Origin of the sequence: Pseudomonas sp. MWU16-30317 (assembly GCF_020515695.1) — a bacterium.
GTDB lineage: Bacteria > Pseudomonadota > Gammaproteobacteria > Pseudomonadales > Pseudomonadaceae > Aquipseudomonas.
This window is the reverse complement of record NZ_JAIWJA010000002.1, coordinates 353,015-375,971: the sequence shown is the minus strand read 5'-3', so window position 1 is coordinate 375,971 and position 22,957 is coordinate 353,015. Positions and strand designations below refer to the sequence as shown.

General features: G+C 63.1%; 16 protein-coding genes. 8 read left to right on the top strand and 8 right to left on the bottom strand.

Annotated elements, in window-relative coordinates; genetic code table 11:
• Positions 1-141 precede the first annotated feature (141 nt).
• A complete protein-coding gene (gene ffh, locus LIX93_RS06450; RefSeq protein ID WP_226503185.1) occupies positions 142-1,524 on the bottom strand; it encodes a signal recognition particle protein in 1,383 nt (460 codons plus the stop codon).
• 198 nt (positions 1,525-1,722) lie between these two features.
• On the opposite strand from ffh, the gene ccsA reads away from it, so the two are divergent.
• The 3 genes from ccsA (at position 1,723) to LIX93_RS06435 (ending at position 5,442) form a co-directional block, all read left to right on the top strand.
• Positions 1,723-2,535 carry a cytochrome c biogenesis protein CcsA gene (ccsA, locus tag LIX93_RS06445; RefSeq protein ID WP_226503184.1) on the top strand — a complete coding sequence of 271 codons (813 nt, stop codon included), beginning with the start codon at positions 1,723-1,725 and terminating at the stop codon, positions 2,533-2,535.
• 9 nt (positions 2,536-2,544) lie between these two features.
• Positions 2,545-3,786 carry a transporter associated domain-containing protein gene (locus tag LIX93_RS06440; protein ID WP_226503183.1) on the top strand — a complete coding sequence of 414 codons (1,242 nt, stop codon included), beginning with the start codon at positions 2,545-2,547 and terminating at the stop codon, positions 3,784-3,786.
• Positions 3,787-4,128: 342 nt separating this feature from the next.
• Complete coding sequence (locus LIX93_RS06435; protein WP_226503182.1) at positions 4,129-5,442, top strand: MFS transporter; 1,314 nt, start codon at positions 4,129-4,131, stop codon at positions 5,440-5,442.
• 150 nt (positions 5,443-5,592) lie between these two features.
• On the opposite strand, the gene purT is transcribed toward LIX93_RS06435, so the two are convergent.
• The 5 genes from purT to LIX93_RS06410 form a co-directional block, all read right to left on the bottom strand.
• Positions 5,593-6,774: a formate-dependent phosphoribosylglycinamide formyltransferase gene (gene purT / locus LIX93_RS06430; RefSeq protein ID WP_226503181.1), complete on the bottom strand. Its 1,182-nt coding sequence runs from the start codon at positions 6,772-6,774 to the stop codon at positions 5,593-5,595.
• 89 nt (positions 6,775-6,863) lie between these two features.
• Positions 6,864-7,331, bottom strand: a complete 468-nt coding sequence (locus LIX93_RS06425) for a VUT family protein (RefSeq protein WP_226503681.1) — start codon at positions 7,329-7,331, stop codon at positions 6,864-6,866.
• A gap of 155 nt (positions 7,332-7,486) precedes the next feature.
• A complete protein-coding gene (locus tag LIX93_RS06420; protein ID WP_226503180.1) occupies positions 7,487-7,687 on the bottom strand; it encodes a DUF1289 domain-containing protein in 201 nt (66 codons plus the stop codon).
• On the bottom strand, positions 7,684-8,211 hold the full coding sequence (locus LIX93_RS06415) for a gamma carbonic anhydrase family protein (protein WP_226503179.1): 528 nt from the start codon (positions 8,209-8,211) through the stop codon (positions 7,684-7,686). Before LIX93_RS06415 ends, LIX93_RS06420 begins: the two co-directional genes overlap by 4 nt.
• A 24-nt stretch (positions 8,212-8,235) precedes the next feature.
• Positions 8,236-8,835, bottom strand: a complete 600-nt coding sequence (locus LIX93_RS06410) for a CoA pyrophosphatase (protein ID WP_226503178.1) — start codon at positions 8,833-8,835, stop codon at positions 8,236-8,238.
• Positions 8,836-9,026: 191 nt separating this feature from the next.
• On the opposite strand from LIX93_RS06410, the gene LIX93_RS06405 reads away from it, so the two are divergent.
• From LIX93_RS06405 to LIX93_RS06390, 4 genes are all read left to right on the top strand, one after another.
• On the top strand, positions 9,027-9,587 hold the full coding sequence (locus LIX93_RS06405) for an NUDIX hydrolase (protein WP_226503177.1): 561 nt from the start codon (positions 9,027-9,029) through the stop codon (positions 9,585-9,587).
• A 250-nt stretch (positions 9,588-9,837) separates the two neighbouring features.
• The gene (locus tag LIX93_RS06400; RefSeq protein WP_226503680.1) at positions 9,838-10,347 is read left to right on the top strand and encodes a L,D-transpeptidase family protein; all 510 of its coding nucleotides are present in this window, start codon (positions 9,838-9,840) and stop codon (positions 10,345-10,347) included.
• Positions 10,348-10,544: 197 nt separating this feature from the next.
• Entirely contained in the window at positions 10,545-12,257 is a 1,713-nt protein-coding gene (locus LIX93_RS06395; RefSeq protein WP_226503176.1) for a ShlB/FhaC/HecB family hemolysin secretion/activation protein, read from the top strand.
• Between the two features lie 32 nt (positions 12,258-12,289).
• A complete protein-coding gene (locus LIX93_RS06390; protein WP_226503175.1) occupies positions 12,290-16,852 on the top strand; it encodes a hemagglutinin repeat-containing protein in 4,563 nt (1,520 codons plus the stop codon).
• Between the two features lie 139 nt (positions 16,853-16,991).
• Here LIX93_RS06390 and LIX93_RS06385 read toward each other — a convergent pair whose 3' ends face one another.
• On the bottom strand, positions 16,992-17,303 hold the full coding sequence (locus LIX93_RS06385) for a YqfO family protein (protein ID WP_226503174.1): 312 nt from the start codon (positions 17,301-17,303) through the stop codon (positions 16,992-16,994).
• Between the two features lie 3 nt (positions 17,304-17,306).
• Complete coding sequence (gene purL, locus LIX93_RS06380; protein ID WP_226503173.1) at positions 17,307-21,206, bottom strand: phosphoribosylformylglycinamidine synthase; 3,900 nt, start codon at positions 21,204-21,206, stop codon at positions 17,307-17,309.
• A gap of 279 nt (positions 21,207-21,485) precedes the next feature.
• Here purL and mltF point away from each other — a divergent pair, with 279 nt between their 5' ends.
• Entirely contained in the window at positions 21,486-22,946 is a 1,461-nt protein-coding gene (gene mltF, locus LIX93_RS06375; protein WP_226503172.1) for a membrane-bound lytic murein transglycosylase MltF, read from the top strand.
• The last annotated feature ends 11 nt before the right edge of the window (positions 22,947-22,957 follow it).

Genomic DNA, 22,957 nt, shown 5'->3' with positions numbered 1-22,957 from the left:
ATTCCGGGGTACAGGCTTGCAATGCAAATTTGCTCATAAACCGTTGTGAACAACGGATTTTGGCCGTTTGGCCAGGCAGCCCGCGGCATCGCGGGCCTATCGCTCGACGGCGGCAACAGGCCGCCATCGAACCGAATTCTGTTACATCCTCGGCATGCCACCGCCGCCGCCAGGCATCATGCTGCCCATACCGCGCATCATCTTGGCCATGCCGCCTTTGGTGGAAAACTTCTTCATCATCTTCTGCATCTGCTTGTGCTGCTTGATCAAGCGACCGATGTCCTGCACCTGAGTGCCGGAGCCCATGGCGATCCGACGCTTGCGCGAACCGCTGATCAGATCAGGGTCGCGGCGCTCGGCCGGGGTCATGGAGTTGATGATGGCTTCCATCTGCTTGAACTGTTTTTCCGCAGCGCTCTGGGCGTTGCCCATCTGTGCCAGGTTGACGCCACCCATGTTCGGCAGCTTGTCCATCAGGCCACCGAGGCCGCCCATGCCCTTCATCTGCACGAGCTGGTCGCGGAAGTCTTCGAGGTCGAAGCCCTTGCCCTTCTTGAGTTTCTTGGCGAGCTTGTCGGCCTTGTCCTTGTCGAGATTCTGCTCGGCCTGTTCGATCAGGCTGAGCACGTCACCCATACCCAGGATGCGCGAGGCGATACGATCAGGGTGGAACGGCTCGAGCGCTTCGCTCTTCTCGCCCATACCGATGAACTTGATCGGCTTGCCAGTGATGGCTCGCACCGACAGCGCGGCACCACCACGCGCGTCACCGTCGACCTTGGTCAGCACCACGCCGGTCAGCGGCAGGGCATCACCAAAGGCCTTGGCGGTATTGGCGGCGTCCTGGCCGGTCATGGCGTCGACCACGAACAGCGTCTCGGCCGGCTTGACCGCGGCATGCAGGGCCTGGATCTCGGCCATCATCTCGGCGTCGATGTGCAGGCGACCGGCGGTGTCGAGGATGACCACGTCGATGAACTTGAGCTTGGCTTCACGAATCGCCGCGTTGGCGATGTCGACGGGCTTCTGGCTCAGGTCGGACGGAAAGAAGGTCACACCGACTTCGCCGGCCAGGGTTTCGAGCTGCTTGATGGCCGCCGGACGGTAGATGTCGGCCGATACCAGCATCACGGTCTTTTTCTTGCGCTCCTTCAGGAAGCGCGCCAGCTTGCCGGCGGTGGTGGTTTTACCCGCGCCCTGCAGACCAGCCATAAGAATGACCGCCGGTGGCGTGACGTTCAGCACCAGGTCTTCGTTGGCGGCGCCCATCAGGCTTTCGAGCTCGGCCTGGACGATCTTCACGAACGCCTGCCCTGGGGTCAGGCTGCGCGACACCTCGGTGCCGACGGCACGCTCCTTGACGGCGTTGACGAAGTCCTTGACCACCGGCAAGGCGACGTCGGCCTCGAGCAGCGCCATGCGCACTTCACGCAGCGTGTCCTTGATGTTGTCCTCATTCAGCTTGGCCTTGCCGGTGACATGGCGAAGCGTCTGTGAGAGCCGGTCGGTTAGATTTTCAAACATGCGCGATCCTATACAGGTTCGGTTGAACCGAGGTTTTGGTAGCGGGTGGCTCGAGCGCACTCGAGGGGCCCGCTCCAAGGGCAGGGCGGCGATTATAACCAAGAGTGAGGCCGGCCGACACTGCCGGTGAGCGCAGTCTTTCGTCCGGCGCGCTTTCTATGCCAAACTCGCGCCTTTAGAGCCCGCTCGTCAGGACTTATGCCCCCCTTGTCACCCAGCCTGTTACCCAGCCTCGCCGCCGCCCTTTTATACGCCGCTGCGACCGTCTATCAAGCATTGCGCCTCGGTCAGGGCGAAAAGGCCAGCAGGCGACTGCTGTTCGTGCTCGGCGCACTGGCGGTGCTCGCTCACGGTACGGCGCTGTTCCCTCAGCTCTGGACGGCACATGGGCTGAGCCTCGACTTCCTCAATTCGGCCAGCCTGATCGCCGCAGCGGTCATTGCCCTGACGCTGGTCGCGTGCTTCAGCCTGCCGGTACACAACCTGCTCATTCTGCTGTTCCCGCTCGGGATCATCACGGTGCTGCTGACGCAATTCGTGCCCAAGGGTACCGTACCGTTCATCGATGAAGAGCCCGGCATCCTCGCGCACATCCTGTTGTCGCTGCTGGCTTACGGCATGTTCACCATCGCCGTGGTACAAGCCTTGCTGCTGCTGCTGCAAAACCATCAGCTCAAGCACAAGCACCCCAAAGGCCTGATCAAGAACTTCCCACCCCTGCAGACCATGGAAAGCCTGCTGTTCGGCTTCCTGTGGGCTGGCTGGGTGCTGCTGTCGATGTCGCTGGTGTCCGGCTGGCTGTTCGTCGAGAACCTGTTCGCCCAGCACCTGGTGCACAAGACCCTGCTCGCCTGCCTCGCCTGGATCGTCTTCAGCGTGCTGCTGTGGGGGCGCAACCGTCTTGGCTGGCGCGGCCACAAGGCTATTCGCTGGACTCTCTCGGGCTTCTGCCTTTTGATGTTGGCGTACTTCGGCAGCAAGCTGGTACGCGAATACATCCTGCACATCTGACGGCGGATCATGGACACTTTGCCTCTGGCACCCCTCTTCTGCCTGCTGGTGCTGACCTTGCTCTGGGCGGCGCTGTTCACTGCGGTGGAAGCTTCCCAGCACCAGCTCAATCAACGCGCCAAGGGCAAACGCAAGGCCCCGGACGCACCGACCTTGCACGCGCCGCTCGACAGCCTGGTGCTGTGCGTCACGGTCAGCAAGATCGCCACCATCACCCTCGCCACCACGCTGGGCATGTACCTGTGGGGCGACCGCGGTGCCTGGCTGGCGGCAGTGATCATTGCCGCCGTGCTGCTGATCGTCGCCGAGTTCTTGCCGCGCCAGCTGGCCCGGCGCAATCCCGAGGCGTTCATCATTCTGGGCAACACCTTGCTGCGCCTGCCGCTCAAGCTGCTCTACCCGATCGCCTGGCTGCTGGCGGGCTTCGCGCGACTGTTGGCCAAACCGTTCAAGGTCAAGAGGCGGACCGGCGGCCCAGACCAGGACACGCCATCACCGCGCGCGGTGCTGGACGAGCTGTCCAGCGAGGCGCGGGCCAACAAACCGCACCTGCTCAACACCCTGCATGCACTGGACAAGATCACCGTCAACGACATTCTGGTGCCACGCAACGATGTCGACGGCATCAACCTCGATGACTCCCTCGAAGAAATCACCGATCAACTGATCGCCAGCCGCCATACCCGCTTGCCGGTCTTCCACAGCGACATCAATCTGGTCGAACGCGTGCTCAACACCCGCCAGATCAGCCATTTGCTGCCGCGCCGCGAACTGACCATGGAGGCGCTTCTGGGCGCCTGCTATGAGGCTTATTTCGTGCCGGAAAGCACGCCCTTGCAGATGCAGCTGCTCAATTTCCACAAGCAACAGCGGCGCCTCGGCGTGGTGGTGGACGAGTACGGCGAAGTGCTGGGCCTGGTGACACTGGAAGACATCCTCGAAGAAATCGTCGGCGAATTCGAAGACGAGCACGCCGAGGACAACCCCCACATTCACCCGCAGGCCGACGGACGCTTCGTCATCGATGGCGCGGCCTCGTTGCGCGACCTCAACCGCAGCCTGGGCTGGCACTTGCCCAGCGACGGCCCCAAGACCCTCAACGGCCTGATCACCGAAGCGCTGGAGAACATTCCGGAGAGCAGCGTGTGCCTGAAGCTGGGACGCTATCGCCTCGAAATCCTCGAAACCGAGGATAACCGCGTGTCCCGCGTACTGGTCTGGCACACCAGCAGCCTGCCGCCGGCGCTGTAGCGGGGGCCTGTTCGACGGCGAAAACCGCCTGCAAGCCCCCTCGCTACAGGCCTCGCCAGACACAAAGCGTTGATCCAGAGCGGCGGCCTTCCTATAATCGAGCCGCTTACCCAGCCCGCCGACACCTGTGCCCACCCGCACTTGAGGTGATCCGGCCAGTCAGCCCGCCTGACAGTTCGTGCGCATGTCTGCCGCCAGCCGCTCTCACCCCGAGCCTGGCCTGCGCCCGCCCCCATCCCTGGGGCGCCTGTCCCGCACCAAAACCATAACAATTTGCTGCTGCGAAGCCCGGCCTTGCGCCCAGGCGTCTTTGCCGCAGCACGACTGCCAGGGATTATCCGCATGACCAGCCAGACCCTCTATAACGAGGCCAGCGCGGCGCCACCGGCCAACTCTGCCGCGCGCGTCGCCACTGCCAGCTTCATCGGTACGGCCATCGAGTTCTATGACTTTTATGTATACGCCACGGCCGCCGCCCTGGTGATCGGTCCGGTGTTCTTCCCGCAGACCTCCGGCACCGCGCAGATGCTCTCGGCCTTTTTGACCTTCGGTATCGCCTTCCTGGCCAGACCCTTGGGCTCGGCGCTGTTCGGCCACTTTGGCGACCGCATCGGCCGCAAGTCGACATTGGTGGCCTCCTTGCTGCTGATGGGCGTGTGCACCACGCTGATCGGCGCCCTGCCCGGCTACGATGTCATTGGCGCCTGGGCGCCCATCCTGCTGTGCGTGCTGCGCTTCGGCCAAGGCCTGGGGTTGGGCGGCGAATGGGGCGGCGCGGCGCTGCTGGCCACCGAAAACGCCCCCAAGGGCAAACGCGCCTGGTTCGGCATGTTCCCGCAACTGGGGCCGTCGATCGGTTTTCTGTTAGCCAACGGGTTGTTTCTGACACTGGCGGTCTGCCTGAGCGATGAACAATTCCGCAGCTGGGGCTGGCGGCTGCCGTTTCTGCTCAGTGCGGTATTGGTGATGCTGGGCCTGTATGTGCGCCTGAAACTCGAAGAAACACCGATTTTTGCCAAGGCCGTTGCCCGGCACGAGCGGGTCAAGATGCCGGTGGTCGAGTTGTTCAGCCAGCACTGGCAGCCGATGGTGCTGGGCGCAGCCTCCATGGTGGTGTGCTACGCGCTGTTCTATATCTCGACGGTGTTCTCGCTCAGCTACGGGGTGTCGACTCTGGGTTATAGCCGTGAAGGCTTCCTGGCCATGCTGTGCTTCGCCGTGCTGTTCATGGCGGCCGCGACGCCGCTGTCGGCCTGGCTCAGCGACCGTTACGGGCGTAAACCGGTGCTGATCGTCAGCGGTCTGCTGGCCGTGGCGAGCGGTTTCTGCATGGAACCCCTGCTGACCCAAGGCTCGACGGCGGGCGTGCTGGTGTTCCTGAGTGTGTCGCTGTTCCTGATGGGGGCGACCTTTGCTCCCATGGGCGCCCTGCTGCCTGAACTGTTTCCCACGCATGTGCGCTACACCGGCGCGTCGGCGGCGTACAACATCGGCGGGATCGTCGGGGCGTCGGCCGCACCCTTCTTCGCGCAGAAGCTGGTGGCGATCGGCGGCTTGAGTTATGTCGGCGGGTACGTGTCGGCGGCAGCCGTGCTCAGCGTGCTGGCGGTGCTGTGCCTGAAAGAGACGCGGGATGAGGATTTGAGCCAGATCTAGGCCAGCCACACCGGCCTCTTCGCGAGCAAGCTTGACTCCTACAGAATCGACCGGTGTTGAGTCATACACTGTGGGAGCCAGGCTTGCCCTTGAAAGCGCCAGGCGACGCGACGCACATTCAGCGTCGCATCAGGGTGCCGATTGCAGGGCTTACAGCTCGACCTTGACCGCCTGAGCCGCGCGAGTCGCCTTGGCACGTGCCGCTTCGATCGACTCGTCACGTGCCAGCGCCACGCCCATGCGGCGTTGGCCGTTCACTTCAGGCTTGCCGAACAGACGCAACATCGTATCCGGCTCGCTCAACGCCTGCCCCAGGTTGGCAAAGGCCGTCTGCGTCGACTGCCCTTCCACCAGAATCACCGCCGAAGCCGATGGCCCGAACTGACGGATCACCGGGATCGGCAAGCCGAGAATGGCGCGGGCGTGCAGCGCGAACTGCGGCAGGTCCTGAGAAATCAGGGTGACCAGGCCGGTATCGTGCGGGCGCGGCGAGACTTCGCTGAACCACACTTGATCGCCCTTGATGAACAGCTCGACACCGAACAGCCCGCGACCGCCCAAGGCCTCGGTCACCGCCCGTGCAACGCGCTCGGATTCAGCCAGCGCCACCGGGCTCATGGCCTGTGGCTGCCAGGATTCCTGATAATCGCCCTTCTCCTGCCGATGGCCGACCGGCGCGCAGAAGGTGGTGCCACCGATGTGGCGAACGGTCAGCAAGGTGATCTCGTAATCGAAATCGATGAAACCCTCGATGATCACCCGGCCCTTGCCGGCGCGACCGCCTTCCTGGGCGTAGTCCCATGCCTTTTGAATATCGTCCTCACCCTTGAGCAGGCTCTGGCCTTTGCCCGAGGAGCTCATGACCGGTTTGACCACGCACGGAAAACCCAGGTCGAGCACCGCGGCACGGTAGTCTTCGAAGGTATCGGCGAAGTGATACGGCGAGGTCGGCAGGTCCAGCTCTTCGGCGGCCAGGCGACGGATGCCTTCACGGTTCATGGTCAACTGCGTAGCCCGCGCGGTCGGAATCACCGTGTAGCCTTCAGCCTCCAGCTCCACCAGGGTGGCGGTGGCGATGGCCTCGATTTCCGGGACGATGTAGTGGGGCTTCTCAGCCTCGATCACCGCACGCAGGGCGTCGCCATCGAGCATATTGATAACATGGCTGCGGTGCGCGACCTGCATGGCCGGCGCATCGGCATAGCGATCGACGGCAATCACCTCGACGCCCAGGCGTTGCAGTTCGATCACCACTTCCTTGCCCAACTCGCCAGAGCCACACAGCAAGACGCGGGTCGCGGTGGGCGACAGGGGGGTTCCGATACGGGTCATTTCAGGTCCTCGAACAATAAGGAGGGATCGCGGGCGCCGGGCAGCCACCCGATAAAGCCCGGCATTTTACATGACCGGGCATCCACTGTTCAGCGCCGGGCGAGGTTTTTCCGTGCCCGCCAGTGCATGATCATCCACACCACGCTGACCCCAGCGAACTTGGACACCAGCGCCGTGCCGACCACTGCGGGGAAAAGAGCGCCGATCATGCCGAAAAAGATGAAGGTATCCAGCGGAATGCTCAGCGCCGAGCTCAGCCACAAGCGGTCATGCAACGGCCGCTTGGTGATGGAAAACACCAGCCAGTCGATCAGTTCCGAGAGGCCGAACGCGGTGGCGCTAGCCAGGGCGATGGCCGGATCGGAAGTGATGTAGGACAGCACCAGGGCCGCCAGCATCGCCAAGAGGGTGCCATGACCGAAGCGGGTCTGGACCATGTCGCGCAGGATGAACACCAGCCCGCCCCATGCCGACCAGATGACATCCAGGTGCGGCGCAGCAGAAAAAGCGTAGTTGATCAGCACGACGCTGGCGATGTAGGCGATCAGGAAGGGCATGGGATTGTGGGCAGGCATAGAGAAAGGTATCCAGTTTACACCTGTGCTCGACTCCAGGGCCTCATCGCGGGCAAGCCTTGCTCCCACCGGTGCACGACTCGCTACTGTGGGAACAAGGCTTGCCCGCGACAGGGACGGCCCGTTCCACACCGATGTCACTGACTGAACAGCAACCCCTGCGTCCTCGCCCGCTCGTGGCACTGAGCCAATACTGCACGCCGCTCGTTGTTGTCCATGCGCCCCCAACGGGTGATCTCCGCCGCGGTGCGCTGGCAACCGGTGCACATGTCGTGGTCATCCAGCGCGCAGACGCTGATGCAGGGCGATGCCACCGGGCGTTCGCGTTCAGTGCTCATGCTGGGTCCACGGGGTTGAGATCCCGCGCATAGCGCCGGGCATTGTCGACATAATGCTGGGCGGACGCCCGCAGGCCTTGCTTCTGGACCTCGGTCAACTCGCGCACGACCTTGCCCGGGGAGCCCATCACCAACGAGCCATCGGGGATTTCCTTGCCTTCGGCGATCAGCGAATTGGCGCCGATGATGCAATGCTTGCCGATTTTTGCGCCATTGAGGATGACAGCGTTGATGCCGATCAGGCTGTAGTCGCCCACCGTGCAACCATGCAGCATGGCGTTGTGGCCAATGGTCACGCCGGTGCCGATGGTCAGTGGCACGCCCGCATCGGTGTGCATCACGGTGCCATCCTGCACATTGCTGTTCACGCCGATATCGATCAGCTCGTTGTCACCGCGCAGCACGGCGCCAAACCACACGCTGGCGCCGGCCTGCAGGCGCACCTTGCCGATCAGTGTGGCACTGGGCGCAGTCCAGCTGCTGGGATCAAGATCGGGCGCGTCATCGCCCAGGCGGTAGATCATGGAAAAGATTCCTCGGTCGCGGGGTCAGACCGGCGTGAAGTGCGCGGGCGGACGATGCAGGCTGATATTGGCGTCATACAGCAGGTTCATCAACTCGACGATCATGATCGCCGACAGCCCCCAGATCTTGTAGCCGTCGTAACGGTAACTGGGCACATACCAGCTCTGGCCGGCGTAATCGATACGATGAGTGTGCTCGCGCGGGTCCTGGCGAAAAAACTCCAGCGGCACGCTGAAGACCGCGGCAATTTCTGCGTCATTGGCGCGATATTCGACAAAGTCGGGAATGATCCCCACGAAAGGCGTGACCTTGATGCCGTGCTTGGACACCAGCGGGCTCAGTGGCCCGACGATTTCCACCAGGCCGGGCGGCAGGCCGATTTCCTCTTCGGCTTCGCGCAGGGCGGTGTACATGAGGTCAGGGTCTTCGGGATCGCGGCGCCCACCGGGAAAGGCGACTTCGCCGCCATGGGTCGACAGCCCCTTGGCGCGCAGGGTGAGTACCAGTTCGGGCGTATCCCCACGAGTGATGGGCAATAAAACGGCGGCCTCGGGAAAACGCTGATCCGTCTCCAGGGTGCGCGGCGTATGGCTGCTTACACGGCGAAGTAGCTCGTCCAGCATGGCTTCTCTCAATGCGTTGCTTGCCCTGCATGATGCACCAAAGCGACGCGCCGCCCAAGTGCTGTTTATGGGTCCGCGCTGCGGTGAGAGGAGCGCAGATATGCACTGAAGCTGTTGGCCACTTCGCTTGCGTGGCTTGCCAGCAAACCCCGGCAAGCACCAAGATAGGCCCATCGATCAGGAGGCCTTCCATGAAATTCTGCAGCCAGTGCGCCCATCCCGTCAGCCAGTTGGTGCCCGAAGGCGACAACCGGCTGCGCTTTGTCTGTGAGCACTGCCACTGCATCCATTATCAGAACCCCAATATAGTCGCTGGTTGCCTGCCGATCTGGGGCGATCAGGTGCTCTTGTGTCGGCGCGCCATCGAGCCACGCTACGGGTTCTGGACCTTGCCCGCAGGGTTCATGGAGAACGGCGAGACCCTCGAGCAGGCCGCCTGTCGGGAAACCGACGAAGAAGCCTGCGCCCGCGTGCACGACTTGGCGCTCTACACCCTGTTCGACCTGCCGCACATCAGCCAGGTACATGTGTTCTTCCGCGCCACGCTGGCCGATCTGGATTTCGCCGTGGGGAGCGAAAGCCTCGAAACCCGGCTGTTCAAGGAAAGCGAAATACCTTGGTCGGATCTGGCTTTTCCAACGGTCGGACGTACCCTAGAATGCTACTTCGCTGACCGGCTGAGGGATCACTATCCGGTTCGAAACGAATCATTGCCCCCTCTGCTCGCCCCGTTGCCGGGCAGCCCTACCTGACGCCCGGCGGGCGCGTATTCATTCAGGATGTCGTTAAATGCGCTGGTTGCTTGCCTTGCTTTGCCTGTCTCTTCCGGCGTTTGCCTGCGCAGAGCTCACCGTTACGGTAATCAAGCGGCCCATCGCCGCGGTATCGGCGCCTGCGCCCGTCGCACCGAGCGCGGCACCCTCGTCGCGAGCGCAAACCGTCACCCCGGCAGCCAACGCCGCTAAGCCGACGCCCCCCGGCGCAGCGGCTTGGGCACCGAACTTGAAAGCACCAGTGCCCTCGGTCGCCTTTGCCCCGACAACCACCCTTCCAGCGCCTGCCAGCCCTGCCCGCACCCTGGCCAATATCGCCATCGACAAGGTGCTGGTGATCAAATCCGCCCACCGCCTGGAGCTCATAAGCCATGGCGAGCCGGTCAAGGCCTACAAGATTTCCCTGGGCAAGCAGCCCCGCGGGCCCAAGCTGGCCGAGGGCGACCGCCGCACCCCCGAGGGCTTCTACTGGCTCGACTGGCGCAAGACCAGCGACCGCTACAACCTGGCCATGCACGTGTCCTACCCCAATATCGATGACGCCGCCCGTGCGCGCCGTGAAGGCACCCCTCCAGGCGGCATGATCATGATCCACGGCACGCCGATCAGCGACGACTACCCGGAATGGTACTTCGCCTCCCTGGATTGGACCGACGGCTGCATCGCCATGAACAACGCCGACATGCGCGAGGTCTGGTCGCTGGTCAAGGACGGCACGATGATCGAGATTCGCCCCTGATACCTGCGCGTTGAACTGTTTTGTACCTCTGTAGGAAATACCCCACACACTGCTCAGCCTCCCCTGACACCCTTGTAGGACTCGTCTGGCCGACGTAAATAGCCTCGCTCAGTAGAGTTGCCCGAAACAATCAGATTCGGGTAAGGCACATGACCGCCACGCTTCTACAGCGCTCTGTAAGGCTCCGTGCAGGGGTCATGACCGCCCTGGCCCTCGTCCTGCTATTCAGCCCGCAAGTGGCCGCACAGTCATTGATCGACGCTCAGAGTGTGGTGCGCCAGCGCGAACAGCTCGAACTCGGGCAGCGTTTACGCAGCATGAGGCGCCCGCCACCCCTCCTGGGGCCCGCCTCGGTGGCGCCGCCAAATCGGGCCGCCATCCCTTTCTCCTTCAGCCAACGCTGCTGGTGGGTCGACGGCATACGCCTGACCGGCAATCGCCTGATCGCCCAGGCAGACATCACCCAGGCTATCGCACCGCACCTTTCAGCGTGCATCGACACCGACCAGATCAACCGCCTGCTCGCCGCCATCACGGCCTTGTATGTCGACAAAGGTTATATCGCCAGCCGTCCCCAGTTGGCGTTGCCCCCCGCCGATAGAGAGCCACTGCGCCTCGACATCACCGAAGGCTTCGTCGAGTCGATCGAGGTCAGCGACCAAAGCCTGCCCTTGTCACTGCGCAGCGCCTTCAATGGCATGCTCGGGCAACCGCTGCAGCTACGAAACCTGGAGCGCGGGCTGGAACAACTCAATCGACTGCAGGCGTTCGACCTCACCGCCGACGTCGAGCCCGGCGATGCTATGGGCGCCAGCCGTATCGTCATCCGCCCCCTCAGCCGCCCCTCGCGCTGGAGCCTGAACGCCAACTTCAACAACGCCGGCAAACCCGATACCGGCCGGCATCAAGCACAACTGACGGTTAGCCTGGACAGCCCGTTGCACCTTAACGATTTCATCTACCTCAGCGCCGGCCAGACGTTCGCCCATGCTCCAGCCTTGAGTCGCATCCTGGGTGTTTACTACGCCATACCGTTCGAGGCCTGGAGCTTCAACCTGAGTGCCAACGGATCCGAATACCAGATGCCGGTGGTCGGGCTGGCGGGCACCAGACTCAGCCACGGCAGCAATACCGCCCTGGGCATGGGGCTTGAACGCAGCCTGTGGCGGGATCAGCAACGGTTGCTGAGCGCCACCGTGCGGATCGACCGCAAGCGCACCGACGCGTGGATCGGCGAACAATTGCTGGAGCCGCAAAGTCCGCGACTGCTGAATGCCGAAGCGGGCTTGAATCTGCTATGGAACCAGCAAGGCATCTGGACCGCCTACCTGGGCGTCAGCCGCGGACTGAGCGACTGGCGCAGCGATGCCCAGCACCGCGACGTGATACGCAAATCAGGCGGCAACCCCAGCGCGCTACCCGACTCGCCACGCGGGCAATTCACCAAATGGCGCATGTCGCTGGGCTACCTGACGCAGCGCCCCTGGGCCGGCCAGCAGTGGCAATGGCGCAGTCAACTGGCCGCGCAATACAGCCGCGACCCGCTCCCCCCCGCCGAGCAGCAGGTGCTCACCGAGCAGTACGCCGTGCGCGGCCTGCAGGACCTGTCGCTGGCAGCCAGCACCGCCGCCAGCTGGAACAACACCCTGATCCTCAAACACGGACTTGGCGCCGGCTGGTCCCTCGAACCACAGCTAGGGCTGGACGTCGGCTGGCGGCGCCTCGATCCCTTGCAGCGTGCTATCCGCGATCCGTTTGCGTCGGTAGCGCGCATGGCCGGCGCCAGCGCCGGCATCGCGCTGGTCAACCGCCATACCCGCTTGAACCTTGGCTATCAGCACGCACTGTACCTGCCTGGCGCATCCCGGCCACCGGGGTTCTGGCGCCTGGAGCTGGCGCTGAAACTGTGATCTCCCTACCTACAATAACTAGAGAAACGCCAATGATCCCCCTGCCTCTTCCCCTGTTTCGCCTGCGTCACGATCCCCTGCGCTGGATCATCGCCAGCCTGCTGCTGGCCCCGGCGCTGGCCAGCGCACAAGACGGTATCCAGCCGGCGCCCGGCCCCAACGGCGCCATCGCCGGGGTGGATCCCAATGGATCCGCCACCGTGATCACCCCAGTGGCGCCCAACGCCAATGGCGACTCGGTCAACTTCTTCGAGCTCTACAACGTCGCCAGGGAGGGCGTGGTCATCAACAATTCCCTCAGCGCCGGGGAGTCGCAGCTCGCCGGCTACCTGGCGGCGAACCCGCAGTATCAAGGGCGCGCCGCCGACATGATCTTCAACTATGTCATTGGCCAGGAACAGTCACGTATCCTCGGCACCCAGGAGATTTTCGGCCAGGCCGCCGACTATGTGCTTGCCAACCCCAATGGCATCTACGTCAACGGCGGGGGATTCATCAACGCGCCGCGCGCCTCGTTTCTGGTCGGGCGACCGGATATCGACGGCACCGGCGGCGTCTACCTCGACAGCTTGCGCGGTGACGGCCTGCTGGAAGTGGGCCCCGAAGGCCTGCAGAACCCTCAGGGCAGCATCAGCTTGATTGCGCCGCGCATCGAGACCACCGGAGATCTGACCAACCAGGGCCAGCTGGACATCATTGCCGGCAACAACCGCCTTCGCTATGACGATGGAGAAATCGTCGAGACCGCCCAGCGCAGCCAGGCCGAGCAACGTTACGACGCCAGCCTGTTCGGTGCCATGCGTGCGGGGCGCATTCGTATCGTCAGCACCGCGCAGGGCGCCGGCGTACGGCTTGCCTCACCGCAGATCGAGGCTGGCGACGGCGTGCAGGTGCATTCGGCCGGTGAGCTGCATCTCAGCGGGGACAGACGCGACGCCAATCACATAAAACTCACCCGCCTCGATGCAGGCGCCGGCCGCCTGGACCTGCGCAGTGAGGGCGATATGCACCTGAGCGCGCTGGATGCCTCAGGTAGCCACATCAATGTGCGCACCCGCAAGAACCTCTATCTGGACGCGGCGACCCGCGAAACCATTGCCAAGGACAACGAAAACTGGAAAAACAAAGCCTGGTTCGTGACCACCGAAACCTATCACCGCGATCGCACCACGACCGAGACCCAGCAGCTCGGCAGCCTGTTCACCGCCGCCGCAGACATGAAGGTGGAGGTCGGCGAAAACGCTATCGTGCGCGGTGCTTTCGTGCGGGCTAACGGCCACTTGGAGGTCAGAACCGGCGGTGATCTGCAGATCGAGGCGGCGATAGATCGCAAGCACGTGGATGAACGAAGCGCCCACCGCAAGCACCTATGGCGCCAAGACACTCGCCAAGAGACGATCGAGGAAACCGCCGAGCAAAGCATGCTGCTCGGTGGCGATATCGACCTGCAAAGCGGCGGCAAACTGCGCTTCAGTGGCAGCTCGCTCGAAAGCCGCACCGACATGACGATCAAGGCCCGCAGCGTCGATATCGACACGGTCGCCTTGAAGGACAGCAAGAGTGACAAGCGCTATCGAGGCGACTTGGTGTCCGGGCATTTTTTCGGTGATACCGCCAAGGATGGCGACCAGCGCGTGACCCACCAAGGCAGCACGGTGGAGGCCGGCGGCAAGCTGATCATCGACACGGAGCGGCTGGCCGTGCGCGGCAGTCAGGTCAAAGGCAGCGAGGACGCGCTGTTGATCAGCAAGCAGGACGGGGTGTTCATCGAGAGTGTCGAGAACATTCGCAAGGTCGAGACCAGCAAGGACAACAGCAAGGTGTTCGGCCTGTTCAAGGACGACCGTCGTCATGAGCGCGAAGAAACGCTCAACAAGAGTAGTGAAGTGCGCGCCGAGAGCAATCTCCAGGTCGTGGCGTCCCAGGATATCGCCGTCAAGGGTTCAACGCTGATCGCGGACGGCAAAGTGACGATCGAAGCCGGGGGTGATGTGAAAATCGAGCCGGTCAAGGATCGAGTCGTCGAGAAGAACACCCGCACGACTCACGGATACGTCGCGTCGGCGGGTGAGACCAAGGTCGCCGAAGATGGCAAGCCGGGGAGCAAGCAGTTCGCCGGGCAAGTCGGCTGGGAAAAGAACACCGACAGCATTCATACCGTTGACGAGAGGGTGCAGGGCAGCGCGCTTGAGGGCAATAGCCTGACACTCAAGGCCGGCGACGAGCTAGTGGTCGACTCGTCCAGACTCAAGACGCGTGATGGGGATGTCGAGATTAGCGGCAAGGCGGTGAAACTCCTCAGCACCGATGCCGAACACAGCAGCGAACAGGAGCGGACGGTTTCCGGCGGCTATGTACGCGTCGAGGGCGGAATCGATCGTGTCGGCAGCGCTTCGGTAGGCAAATACGAACATGAGCGCGTCACCAAGAACAGTACTCAGGCAGCAGCCACCGAGCTGGACATCAACGGCACTGCACGGATCATTGCCGACAACGGCACAGGCCTGGTGCAAAAGCACGGCGCCAGGATCGACGTCAAAGGCATCTATGAAGAGCACGCTGGCACGGTCGACAACCAGGCGGTGTACGACACGACCCGCGAAACCACCGACAAGGTCACCCTCGAAGGCAAGGCAGGCCTGAGCATCGAGTACAAGGACATCACTCGCCCGATAGAAAAGGCCGTCAATGGCGAAGAACAGACCCGCCTGCAACAGAACGGCGTCGAAGACGCCATGGACCCACCGAGCCTGGGCATCGACATCGCCGCCGGTTACCAGAAGCGCAAGGCCGAAGAATCCACCAAAACCGCGCGCGGCACCCAGATCAAGGCCGACGTGATCGATCTGCACGTGCCGGGTACCGTCACCGATGTGGCCTCCCAGTATGAAGCCCGCAAGATCCAAATGATCGCCCAGGAACACCAGATGCTCGCGGCCGCCAACCTGCAGCAAAAGACCCTGGATCGCTGGAATGTCGAGGTCGCCGGACGAGTCGATACCGTCACCGGTAGCGATATCAACGCCAAGCTCCTGAGTGTCGGTGACTCGATGAACAACGCCTCCACCCAGCAAGTCGCGGTGCCGGGCAGCCTGACCGGCCGGCAAGGCATCACCATCCAGCTGGGCACCAATGGGATCTACGAGGGCACGCGGATCAACGGCGGTTCGGGCGATGTTTCGATCGTCAGCGGCGGCACACTTTCGGCCCCTCAGGCCAACGACCGGCAGAGCGTCGACGAGCAATCCCTGGGCGGCTTCGGTCAGCTGAAAGCCGGCACGACGCCGGGCGCCAGCAAAGCGGCGAGCCTGCTGAGCAAGCTTGATGGCAAGGAAAGCCACACTCAGGACGCTCAGGCTCGGATCACGCAGATCGACACGACCGGCAAGGTACGCCTGAAAAGCGAGGATGACCTGCGCCTCGAAGGCACACGCATTGGCAGCGCGCAGCAGCCAGCGGCCAGCATCGATCTGCAAGCGAATGGCCGGGTGCAGGTTTTGCCCAGCACCGACACCCATGAAGCCAAAGGCTCAGGCATGGGTGGCGCGCTGCAAATCACCGCTTCCGGCAATCCGACTGCAGGCGGCAAAGGTGGCGGCCTGGGGGGGGCATTCACTACAGCGCGGGTCGACGAACAGGCGCAGACTTCTCACAACGCCGAGTTCCAAGGTCGCGACGGCATCACTTTCGCCAGTGCCGCCAAGGCGGACGACGCAGTGCACCTGCAGGGCCTGCAAGCCACCACCCAGGCTCTGCAGGTCGACGCCAGCAACGGCGGCGTGCTGATCGAGTCAGCGCAGTCCAGTGACCATCGCGACAATATCGACATGGCCGTTGGCGCTGGCGCCAACAGCAAAAGCAACCCCGCTGCCCCGAGTGCCGATACTTCAGGCGTCTACGGCCGAGTAAAGCTGGGGCTGGAGCAACTGGATAGCACGACCCATAGCAACGCTCGGCTGAAGGCCGACTCACTGATGATCAATAGCGCTGACGACACACGACTGGCCGGCGCCAACCTGGAGGCGGGGAATATCACCGGCACTGTCGGCGGCGACCTGCACGTCGAAACTCGCCAGGACCAGGTCGACGGCCTGGCAGTGAATGTCGACCTGAAACTCAGCCGGGAGAAGAACCCCCAAGGGCTGGTCAACGGCGCCACCTCGCTGGCCGGGCCTTTTGGTGCCAAGGTGCAGGAAGCCGCTGGCAAGCGGCTGTCGAAAATCGACCCGAACATAACCCCTTCGGTCGGCATCGATGTCGTGGAGCAACATCGCAATACCGCACTCCAGGCCACCGCATTGACGGCGACCCGGAACATCGATCTGCAGGTGCAAGGCAACACCACACTGACGGGTGCGAGCCTGACTGCGAGCAGTGTCGAGTTGGGTGATGGTGCAGTGAAGAAGACCGACCTCAGCGGTCAGGACTATCGGGCAGAAGCCGGCATCAACGGTTCGAATGCACCGCTGGATCTGGTGAAGGGGTTGAAGGATTCATTCGGCAAGGACACCGAGAACGGGGTCAATCTAGGCCTGGTTCGAGGGGGTGGGCATAGCGAGACGCAGCAGCTCAAAGCGACTGTACAGCAGCCTTAGTGCAGTTATCGCGGCAGCCGGCCCGGCCGCTTCGCCAGCAAGCTGTGCTCCCACAGGCATACGACTCAAGGTCTCTGCACTGTGAGAGCCAGGCTCGCCCGCGAAGGCGCCAGTAGCCATGGAGCAGGATTATCGCGTATCAAAAACTTTCGAGCCGCCACACCTCATAGGCCGGCGTCTCGTAGGGATGGGCAGCCTTGAGCGCGGTGACGACGTCGGCAATCATGCCTTCATCGACCACCAGCTCGACCTTCCACTCCACGAGTTTTTCGACGATGCCGCTTTGGCCAATGAACGGCTGGCTGCCGTCCAGTGGCCGGAACTGGCCCTCCCCCAGCACCTGCCAGCAACACTGGTCATAGGCACCGAGGCGTCCCCCGCCAGCCGTGAAGACCGCCTGTTTGACGGCCTCCAGATGGCTGGGCGGAACGAAAAAGGCCAGCTTGTACACGCCTTAGTTAACCCACACGCGGGCGTTGCGGAACATGCGCATCCAGGCGGCATCTTCGTTCCAGTCCTCAGGCTTCCACGAGTTCTGCACGCCTCGGAATACCCGCTCCGGGTGCGGCATCATGATGGTCACACGGCCGTCGCGGCTGGTCAGACCGGTGATCCCGCGCGGCGAACCGTTCGGGTTGGCCGGATAGGTCTCGGTGACCTTGCCGTGGTTGTCGACGAAGCGCAGTGCCACGCAACCGGACAAGTCCGCTTGCAGCAGCGCGTCCTGGCTGGCGAACTCGGCATGGCCTTCACCGTGAGCGATGGCGATCGGCATGCGCGAACCGGCCATGCCCTGCAGGAAGATCGAGTTCGACTCCTGCACCTGAACCATGGCCACCCGCGCCTCGAACTGCTCGGAACGGTTGCGCACGAAGTGCGGCCAGAACTCCGACCCCGGAATCAGCTCGTGCAGGTTGGACATCATCTGGCAACCGTTGCACACACCAAGGGTGAAGCTGTCGGTGCGCTCGAAAAACTGCTGGAACGCATCACGAGCACGGGCGTTGAACAGCGCCGACTTGGCCCAGCCTTCACCGGCACCCAACACGTCGCCGTAGGAGAAGCCGCCGCAAGCGACCAGGCCCTTGTACTCGTTGAGATCGACGCGACCGGCGAGGATATCGCTCATGTGCACGTCGATGGCGTTGAAACCGGCACGGTCGAAGGCCGCAGCCATTTCGACCTGGCCATTGACGCCCTGCTCCCGAAGCACGGCCACCTGCGGGCGCACACCTTTCTTGATGTACGGCGCGCTGATGTTGTCGTTGACATCGAAGCCCAGCTTGGCGCTCAGGCCCGGGTTGTCTTCTTCCAACAGGGCATCGAATTCCTGCTCGGCGCAGGTGACGTTGTCACGCAGGCGCTGGACCTGATAGCTGGTTTCGGCCCACTGCCGCTGCAGCAGACGACGCTCGCCGCTGAAGACGGTTTCGCCGTAGAAGCTGATCCGCACTTCGCCGTTGTTGACCGGCTGGCCGATCACCGCGACGCAATCACCCCCCAGACCCGCTGCACTGAACTGCGCGAGGATATCTGGGGTGGCATCCTGGCGAACCTGGATCACGGCACCCAGCTCTTCGTTGAAAAGGATGGCAGGGATTTCCGCAGCGTTGTGGGCCAGGGTATCGAGGTGCAGATTGAGGCCGCAGTGACCGGCGAAGGCCATTTCGACCACGCTGGTCAGCAGGCCGCCGTCGGAACGGTCGTGGTAGGCCAGCAGGTGACCGTCGGCATTCAGGCCCTGGATCACGGCGAAGAAGGCCTTGAGGTCTTCTGCGTCATCGACGTCCGGCGCCTGGGCACCGAGCTTGCCGTGGGTCTGGGCGAGGATCGAGGCGCCCATGCGGTTCTGGCCGCGACCGAGGTCGATCAACACCAGATCGGTCTCGCCCTTGTCCATGCGCAGTTGCGGTGTCAGGGTCTTGCGGATATCGGTGACCGGCGCGAAGCCGGTGATGATCAGCGACATCGGCGAGGTGACGCTCTTCTCGACGCCCTCATCGCTCCAGCGGGTTTTCATGGACATGGAGTCCTTGCCCACTGGAATGGTGATGCCCAACTCAGGGCACAACTCCATGCCGACCGCTTTTACCGCGTCGTACAGACGAGCGTCTTCGCCCGGATGACCGGCAGCAGACATCCAGTTGGCAGACAGTTTGATATCGGAAATCTTGCCGATCGCCGAGGCGGCGATGTTGGTCAGGGTTTCGCCGATCGCCATGCGCCCGGAGGCCGGAGCATCCAGCAGCGCCAGCGGCGTACGCTCGCCCATGGCCATGGCTTCACCGGTATAGACGTCGAAGCTGGTGGCGGTCACGGCGACGTCGGCCACCGGAACCTGCCAAGGACCGACCATCTGATCACGGGCCACCAGGCCGGTGATCGAGCGGTCGCCGATGGTGATCAGGAAGCTCTTGCTGGCCACGGCCGGGTGATGCAGCACGCGGGTCACCGAGTCGGCGAGATCCAGGGTGCTCGGGTCGAAATCATCGCCTAGCTCGGCTTCGCGCACGGCGCTGCGGTGCATGCGTGGCGCCTTGCCCAGCAGTACTTCCAGCGGCATGTCCACGGCGTTGTTGCCGAAGTGGCTGTCGGTAACGGTCAGTTGCGGCTCGGCTGTGGCTTCGCCGACTACTGCAAACGGGCAGCGCTCACGCTCGCAAATGGCCTGGAAGCGTTCGAAGTCGGCCGCGTCGACGGCCATGACGTAACGTTCCTGGGATTCGTTGCTCCAGATTTCCAGCGGCGCCATGCCTGGCTCGTCGTTCGGCACATTACGCAGCTCGAAACGACCGCCACGGCCGCCGTCGTTGACCAGTTCCGGGAAGGCGTTGGACAGACCGCCCGCGCCGACGTCGTGGATGAAGCTGATCGGGTTCTTGTCGCCCAACTGCCAGCAGCGGTCGATGACCTCTTGGCAGCGGCGTTCCATTTCCGGGTTTTCGCGCTGTACCGAGGCGAAGTCCAGGTCCGCCGAGCTGGCACCGGTGGCCATCGACGAGGCAGCGCCGCCGCCCAGGCCGATGAGCATGGCCGGGCCACCGAGCACGATCAGCTTGGAGCCGACGGTGATCTCGCCTTTTTGCACGTGTTCGGCGCGGATGTTACCCATGCCGCCAGCCAACATGATCGGCTTGTGGTAACCGCGGACTTCTTCACCGTGGGGGGTGTTGATGGTCTGCTCGAACGTACGGAAATAGCCCGTCAGCGCCGGACGACCGAATTCGTTGTTGAACGCGGCGCCGCCCAGCGGGCCGTCGAGCATGATGTCCAGCGCGGTGACGATGCGCTCGGGCTTGCCGTAGGCCTTTTCCCAAGGTTGTTCGAAACCCGGGATATTCAAGTTGGACACGGTGAAGCCGGTGAGACCAGCCTTGGGCTTGGCACCACGACCGGTCGCGCCCTCGTCGCGAATCTCGCCACCGGAACCGGTGGACGCGCCGGGGAACGGGGCGATCGCGGTCGGGTGGTTGTGGGTCTCGACCTTCATCAGGATATGCACCGGCTCCTGCACCGCGCCGTACTGGCGGGTGTCAGGGTTCGGGAAGAAACGCCCGGCAACGTTGCCGACGATCACCGAAGCGTTGTCCTTGTAGGCCGACAGCACGCCTTCGCTGTGCATCACGTAGGTGTTTTTGATCATGCCAAACAGGCTTTTTTCCTGGCTCTGGCCGTCGATATCCCAACTGGCGTTGAAGATCTTGTGACGGCAGTGCTCGGAGTTGGCCTGGGCGAACATCATCAATTCGATGTCGTGGGGGTTGCGCCCCAGTCCTACAAAGCTGGTGACCAGATAGTCGATTTCGTCTTCGGCCAGGGCCAGGCCCAGCGAAACGTTGGCGGCTTCGAGCGCGGCGCGGCCACCACCGAGCACATCGATGGCGGTCAGCGGCTTGGGCTCGGCGTGGCTGAACAGGCCGGCGGCCTCTTCAAGCTTGCCCAGCACGATCTGGGTCATGCGGTCGTGCAGCACGTCCGCCACCAGCTGTGCCTGGGCGGCATCGAACTCGCCGGCGACATAGAAGGCAATACCGCGTTCAAGCCGCGAGACGTTGCTCAACCCGCAGTTGTGGGCGATATCGCTGGCTTTGCTCGACCAAGGCGAAATGGTACCGAAGCGCGGCATGACCAGGAACAGGCGCCCGGCAGGCTCCTGCACCGGCACGCTCGGGCCGTATTTGAGCAGACGAGCCAGGACGTGCTGTTGCTCGTCGGTCAATTCGCCAGTGACTTCAGCGAAGTGGGCAAATTCAGCATACAGGCCAGTAACAGCAGGGACTTTCTGGCTCAGTTGCTCGAGTAATTTACCGTGGCGAAAGGCAGAAAGGGCAGGAGCGCCGCGCAGGATCAACATCTTCGGGACAGCCTCGAGAAGGGGTGTGCTTTGAGGCCGTGCATTCTAGCCTAAACCGTTGCTCACGGCACCCGAAACGGTGTCGCAGTACCAATCCGCGTGTCGGCCCCTGTGGGAGCGGGCTCTGCCCGCGAGCTTTTATGCCTCAGAAGCTTGGCGGGCAGAGCCCGCTCCCACAGTTGTAGCATCAGGGGCTCACGCAACTGAGCACCCCGCATAGCAGACCATCCCCATTCTGTCGAGATATGGCGACGGACGCGCTTTGCGTATACTGCACCGATGTTTGCCCAGAGAGTTTCACGCTCGCGCTGCGCCAGATGGCTCGGCGTACTCGGTATCTTCCTGGCGCTCAATGGCTGCGTGGATAAAACCACCACACTGGAGCGCATCAAGGAGGATGGAGTCCTGCGCGTTGTCACCCGCAACAGCCCGGCAACGTACTTCCAGGATCGAAATGGTGAAACCGGTTTCGAGTACGAACTGGTCAAGCATTTCGCCGACGATCTGGGCGTCAAGCTGCAAATCGAGACCGCCGACAACCTCGACGATCTGTTCGGACGCCTCGGCAAACCCGGAGCTCCGGTGCTGGCCGCTGCGGGTCTGGTCAGCACACCGACGCGCGACAAGCAGGTACGCTTCACCCACCCTTATCTTGAGGTCACCCCGCAGATCATCTACCGCAACGGCCAATCGCGGCCGACCGAAGCGGCCGATCTGGTGGGCAAGAAGATCATGGTACTCAAGGGCAGCAGTCACGCCGAACAGCTCGCCGAGCTGAAGAAGCAATATCCTGAAATACAATATGAAGAGTCCGACGCCGTCGAAGTGGTCGACTTGCTGCGGATGGTCGACGAGGGCCAGATCGACCTGACCCTGGTCGACTCCAACGAAGTGGCCATGAACCAGGTGTACTTCCCCAACGTGCGTGTCGCCTTCGACCTCGGCGATGCCCGTCAGCAACGCTGGGCCGTGGCGGCAGGCGAAGACAACAGCCTGCTGGACGAGCTCAACCGCTACATCGACAACGTCGACAAGAACGGCACGCTGCAGCGCCTCAAGGATCGCTACTACGGCCATGTCGACGTACTTGGTTATGTCGGCGCCACCACTTTCGCTCAACACCTGCAGCAACGTCTGCCAAAATTCGAGAAGCAGTTCCGCACTTCGGCCAAGACTGAAGAGGTGGACTGGCGCCTGCTCGCCGCCATCGGCTATCAGGAATCCATGTGGCAGGCGGACGTCACCTCCAAGACCGGCGTGCGCGGCCTGATGATGCTGACCCAGAGCACCGCCCAGGCCATGGGCGTGTCCAACCGGCTCGACCCCAAGCAGAGCATCATCGGCGGCGCCAAGTACTTCGCCTATGTGCGCGACCAGCTCGATGACAGCATCCTTGAGCCCGACCGTACCTGGTTCGCCCTCGCCTCCTACAACATCGGCTCGGCGCATCTGGACGACGCCCGCAAGCTGGCGCAGAACGAAGGCCTGGACCCCAACAAGTGGCTGGACGTCAAGAAGATGCTGCCGCGCCTGGCGCAGAAGCAGTGGTACAGCAAGACGCGCTACGGCTACGCCCGCGGCGGCGAGCCGGTGCACTTCGTGGCCAACATCCGCCGCTATTACGACATCCTCACCTGGGTGACGCAGCCGCAACTCGAAGGCAGCCAGGTCGCCGACGGCAATCTGCATGTGCCGGGGATCGACAAGACCAAGGCACCGGAGCAGACGCCGCCGCTTTGATTGGCCAGCGC

Coding starts and splice junctions, on each gene's coding strand:
- LIX93_RS06435 (WP_226503182.1), top strand. CDS start 4,129: ATGACCAGCCAGACCCTCTATAACGAGGCCAGCGCGGCGCCACCGGCC.
- mltF (WP_226503172.1), top strand. CDS start 21,486: ATGTTTGCCCAGAGAGTTTCACGCTCGCGCTGCGCCAGATGGCTCGGC.
- LIX93_RS06390 (WP_226503175.1), top strand. CDS start 12,290: ATGATCCCCCTGCCTCTTCCCCTGTTTCGCCTGCGTCACGATCCCCTG.
- ccsA (WP_226503184.1), top strand. CDS start 1,723: ATGCCCCCCTTGTCACCCAGCCTGTTACCCAGCCTCGCCGCCGCCCTT.
- purL (WP_226503173.1), bottom strand. CDS start 21,206: ATGTTGATCCTGCGCGGCGCTCCTGCCCTTTCTGCCTTTCGCCACGGT.
- LIX93_RS06405 (WP_226503177.1), top strand. CDS start 9,027: ATGAAATTCTGCAGCCAGTGCGCCCATCCCGTCAGCCAGTTGGTGCCC.
- LIX93_RS06425 (WP_226503681.1), bottom strand. CDS start 7,331: ATGCCCTTCCTGATCGCCTACATCGCCAGCGTCGTGCTGATCAACTAC.
- LIX93_RS06440 (WP_226503183.1), top strand. CDS start 2,545: ATGGACACTTTGCCTCTGGCACCCCTCTTCTGCCTGCTGGTGCTGACC.
- ffh (WP_226503185.1), bottom strand. CDS start 1,524: ATGTTTGAAAATCTAACCGACCGGCTCTCACAGACGCTTCGCCATGTC.
- purT (WP_226503181.1), bottom strand. CDS start 6,774: ATGACCCGTATCGGAACCCCCCTGTCGCCCACCGCGACCCGCGTCTTG.
- LIX93_RS06395 (WP_226503176.1), top strand. CDS start 10,545: ATGACCGCCCTGGCCCTCGTCCTGCTATTCAGCCCGCAAGTGGCCGCA.
- LIX93_RS06410 (WP_226503178.1), bottom strand. CDS start 8,835: ATGCTGGACGAGCTACTTCGCCGTGTAAGCAGCCATACGCCGCGCACC.
- LIX93_RS06420 (WP_226503180.1), bottom strand. CDS start 7,687: ATGAGCACTGAACGCGAACGCCCGGTGGCATCGCCCTGCATCAGCGTC.
- LIX93_RS06415 (WP_226503179.1), bottom strand. CDS start 8,211: ATGATCTACCGCCTGGGCGATGACGCGCCCGATCTTGATCCCAGCAGC.